Here is a 3,917-nt window from a genome sequence, read left to right as displayed (position 1 = left end):
CCACATGCGCCACGCCGGNCGCGCGCTCGGCACGGTGACGGCGTGGCACGCCCTTTGGCTTCGACGTCGTGCCCGAGGTGTAGAGCATGATCGACCAGGCATCGGCCGCCGCCTGCGGCTGCGCATCGGCGGCGGACGCTTGCAGAACTCCGTCGAGCGAGGCTACGCCTTCAGTCGCAGCGACGCCGACGCCAATGCGGCAGAGTCCGCTCGCGACCTGTGATTGGCTCACAGCTTGCTCAGAGACGTCCTGATAAACGACGCCCTTGGCTTCGGAATTCTCCAGATAGAAGTCGATCTCGTCGGCCTTGGCACGCCAGTTGACCGGCGTGATGATCAGCCCGGCGAACTGGCAGGCCCAATGCATCGTCGCGGCTTCCCAACGGTTTTGCAGGACGGTCAGGATATGATCGCCGGCCTTGAGTCCGAGCTGATCGAACGCCGCCACCACGGCGGAAATCTTGCCGTACCATTCCTGATAGCTGAGGTGCAGATCGCCGTCGGCGATCGCCAGCGCATGCGGATCGCGCGCCACGCTCCCCAAGAAACTGGTGCCGAGATCAAGCATGGCTGCTGTCGAACTCCACGGATTGCGAGGCCAGTTCCGCGGCGGCATCGAGTGCCGCGCGGATGATCGGCGTGTAGCCGGTGCAGCGGCACAGATGGCCGCTGAGCAGGTCGCGGATCTGAGCTTCGTCCGGCGCCGGGTTGGCGCGCAGAAATGCGTCCAGCGACATCAGGATGCCGGCGGTGCAGAAGCCGCATTGCAAAGCATGATGGCGGCGGAACGCGGCCTGCAGCACCGACAGCCGATCCGGCGCGATCGCCAGGCCTTCGACGGTGCGGACGTCGCAGCCCTGGACCTGCACAGCGAGCGTCAGGCAGGCGCGTGTCATCATGCCGTCGACCGTGACGGTGCAGGCTCCGCAAACGCCGTGCTCACAGCCGACGTGAGTCCCGGTGGCGCCAAGCTCGTGGCGCAGGAAATCGGTCAGCAGCATGCGCGGCTCGGCCTCGCCGCGAACCGGCTTGCCGTTGAGCACGACGTCGATCGCGTGCCGCTGGTCCGAACTCATCCGAGGCATTGCGTCGCCTCCTCGATCACTTGGCGGCCGACGCGGCGGACGAGTTCGCGGCGATAGCGCGCCGTCGCATGCGTGTCGCTACGCGCGTCGACCTCGTAGGCGAACGCGTTCAGCGCATCGTCGAGCGCGCTGCCTTCGAGGCGCGGCCAGTCGCGCGCTTCCGGCTGGTCCGAGACGCCGCCGACAGCCAGGCGGATATTGTTGCTATCAACGATCGCCGCGCAGGCGACCAACGCGAAGTCGCCATGCCGCCGCGCGACTTCGCGAAAGCCGTAGCCACGTCCGGCGACCACCGGAAACGACACCGCCTCGATCATCTCGTCATCACTCCGCGCGGTGTTCATCATGCCGGTGATGTAGTCGTCGGCCGTGACGCGGCGCTTGGCCTTGGCACTACGCAGATGCACGGTGCCGCGCAGCGCGATCAGGCACAGCGGCAGTTCGGCGCTGGGATCGGCATGGGCAATCGAGCCGCACACCGTGCCGCGGCTGCGCGTCTGCGCATGCCCGGTCCACGGCAGCGCCTGGGCCACCAGCGGAATCTTTAATCTCAGAGACTCCCAACCAAGTAGCTGTGCCTGGCGTACACTGGCGCCGATGACCACTTCGCCTTTGGCCTCATCAATCTGCGCCAGCGGCGCGATCCGCATGATGTCGATCAGCAGCTTGGGCCGCGCCAGCCGCATGTTGAGCATCGGCATCAGGGACTGCCCGCCGGCGATGATGCGGGCGTCAGCGCCCTCCTTTTCGAGTGCGGCCAGCACCTCGTCGCGCGTCTCGGCACGCAGATAATCGAAGGCGGCGGGCTTCATGCGCGCCTCCCGAACAGGGCGCGCAACCGCGTCCACAGACCCGACGGCGGCGCTTCGCCACCGGCGTGGCGGGCCAGCGCGAGGAAGAACTGGCCGATGATGACGCGCGCGGCGCCGTCGAGTAGCCGGCCGCCGATGCTTGCGACCTTGCCGCCGATGTCGGCCTGATAGGTGTAGCTGACCAGTGTGCCATCGCCGTCGGGCGTCAGCGTGATGCGGCCCTCGCCGCCGCCGAAGCCGAGTGCGCCTTCGGCCGAACCGGAGAGCGTCACCGCATGCGGCGGATCAAGATCGGACAGCCGCACTTCGGCGCGATAGCGGCCCTTGACCGGGCCGACTCCAATGGTGACGTCGGCACGGAAATGCGTATCGGAGATTTTTTCGACGCCGTGGCTGCCGGGAATGACGCTGGCCAGCGTGTCGGGATCGAGCAGCATGTCCCACACCGCCGTCGGCGCCGCGGCGACGCGGGCTTCGCCCTCGCCTTGCAGCCCGCGGGCACCGGGCTTGCGCGCCGGCCGCTGCTGCTGCGCGCCGGCCGGCGCCGCGATCTCCTCGCCGTGGATGAAGGCGGCGATCTTCGCCGGCGTCAGCGGCAGCTCGATATTCGTCTCGCCGAGCGCATCCGCCACCGCATTGGCGATGCACACCGGCGTCGACATGCAGTTGCCCTCGCCGACGCCCTTGGCGCCGAGCGGCGTGAACGGCGACGGCGTCTCCATATGGATGATGACCGGCTCGGGAATCTCGGTCGAGGTCGGCACCAGGTAATCGGCGAAAGTGCCGCTGAGGAAACTGCCGTCGGGCGCGTAGGCGAACTCTTCGTACAGCGCGGCGCCGAGGCCTTGGCCGAAGCCGCCGCGGATCTGGCCGTCGACCATGCCGGGATGCAGAATTCGGCCGCAGTCGTGCATGGTGACGTAGCGGTCGATGCGCACCTCGCCGGTGGTGCGATCGATTTCGACGCCGCAGTAATCGAAGATGAAGCCGTGGCACAGCGACGAGTTGATGTGATCCTGATCGTCCGGCGCGGTGAGCTCCGGCGGCGTCCAGAATGCGGTCTCGCGGATGGTGTGGCCGATGTCTTCCGGCATCGAGCCCGGCGACCAGTGACTCAGCGCGGCGACTCGCGAGAACGGCAGCGAGTTATCAGGGTTGCTCTTCGAGCCGACCCGGCCGCGCACGAATACGATGTCGCCAGCGTCGACATTGAGCTGCGCCGCAGCAGTGCGCGCCAGCCGCGCGGCGAGTCGATCGGCGGCGATCTTGGCGGTGCCGGCGACCGCGGCGGCGAAGCGGCTCGCGTAGTTTCCGGACGCGATCGACCAGGCGTCCTTGGCGGTGTCGACCTCGGTGTTGACGCGCACGTCCGACGGCGCAATGCCGAACACGTCGGCGATCACCTGCGAGATCACCGTGCGGTGGCCCTGGCCCTGCGGCACCGAGGCGATGTGCACCGACACCGATCCGACCGGATCGATCGCCACCGTCGCTGTCGCCTGCGCGCCATTCTTGGGCCCGGCCTTGCGACGCTCGGCGGCGGTCAACACCGTGGTGATGTAGCCCATATTGGAGACGCTGGGCTCGACCACCGCCGCATAGCCGATGCCGTACAGCCGGCTTTCGGCGCGCGCCGTATCGCGGCGCCGCTTGAGCTCGGCGAGACCGCCGTCGCGGGCGCCGATCTCGAGACCGGCCTGGTAATCGCCGGAATCCAGCAACGCGCCCGGCGCGGTGCGATACGGGAATGCATCGGCCGGCACCAGATTGCGGCGGATGACCTCGAGCGGATCGAGACCGAGCTCGACCGCAATGCGCTGCACCAGGCGCTCCAGCGCATAGTACACCTGCGGGCCGCCGAACCCGCGGTTGAGGCCGGTGGGAGTCTTGTTGGTGACGACGACGCGATTGCGGACGGCAACGTGGCGAATATCGTACGCGCCGGTGAGATTGCCGTGCATCCGATACAGCGTCGCCGGCTCGGGTGCGCGCAAGTGGCACCGCAGTCCTCGACTTGATC

3 protein-coding genes and 1 pseudogene are annotated in these 3,917 nt (G+C 67.9%); all 4 read right to left on the bottom strand.

Going from position 1 to position 3,917, the window contains the following annotated elements; genetic code table 11:
• On the bottom strand, window positions 1-568 hold a 568-nt coding region (locus I5M_RS23380), incomplete at its 3' end, for an AMP-binding protein (protein WP_022723609.1).
• Window positions 561-1,085 (bottom strand): (2Fe-2S)-binding protein, encoded by a 525-nt coding sequence (locus tag I5M_RS23375; protein ID WP_022723608.1) that lies wholly within the window; start codon window positions 1,083-1,085, stop codon window positions 561-563. The genes I5M_RS23375 and I5M_RS23380, both read right to left, overlap by 8 nt.
• Window positions 1,073-1,897 carry a xanthine dehydrogenase family protein subunit M gene (locus I5M_RS23370; protein WP_022723607.1) on the bottom strand — a complete coding sequence of 275 codons (825 nt, stop codon included), beginning with the start codon at window positions 1,895-1,897 and terminating at the stop codon, window positions 1,073-1,075. The genes I5M_RS23375 and I5M_RS23370 overlap by 13 nt, the downstream gene beginning before the upstream one ends.
• Window positions 1,894-3,917: pseudogene (locus tag I5M_RS30500) on the bottom strand (molybdopterin cofactor-binding domain-containing protein); the annotation flags it as partial. The pseudogene I5M_RS30500 and the gene I5M_RS23370, both read right to left, overlap by 4 nt.

The sequence above is a fragment of the Rhodopseudomonas sp. B29 genome (assembly GCF_000333455.1).
In the GTDB taxonomy this organism is placed as follows: Bacteria; Pseudomonadota; Alphaproteobacteria; order Rhizobiales; family Xanthobacteraceae; genus Rhodopseudomonas.
This window is presented reverse-complemented; position numbering and strand designations above follow the sequence as displayed.

Coding starts and splice junctions, on each gene's coding strand:
- I5M_RS23375 (WP_022723608.1), bottom strand. CDS start 1,085: ATGCCTCGGATGAGTTCGGACCAGCGGCACGCGATCGACGTCGTGCTC.
- I5M_RS23370 (WP_022723607.1), bottom strand. CDS start 1,897: ATGAAGCCCGCCGCCTTCGATTATCTGCGTGCCGAGACGCGCGACGAG.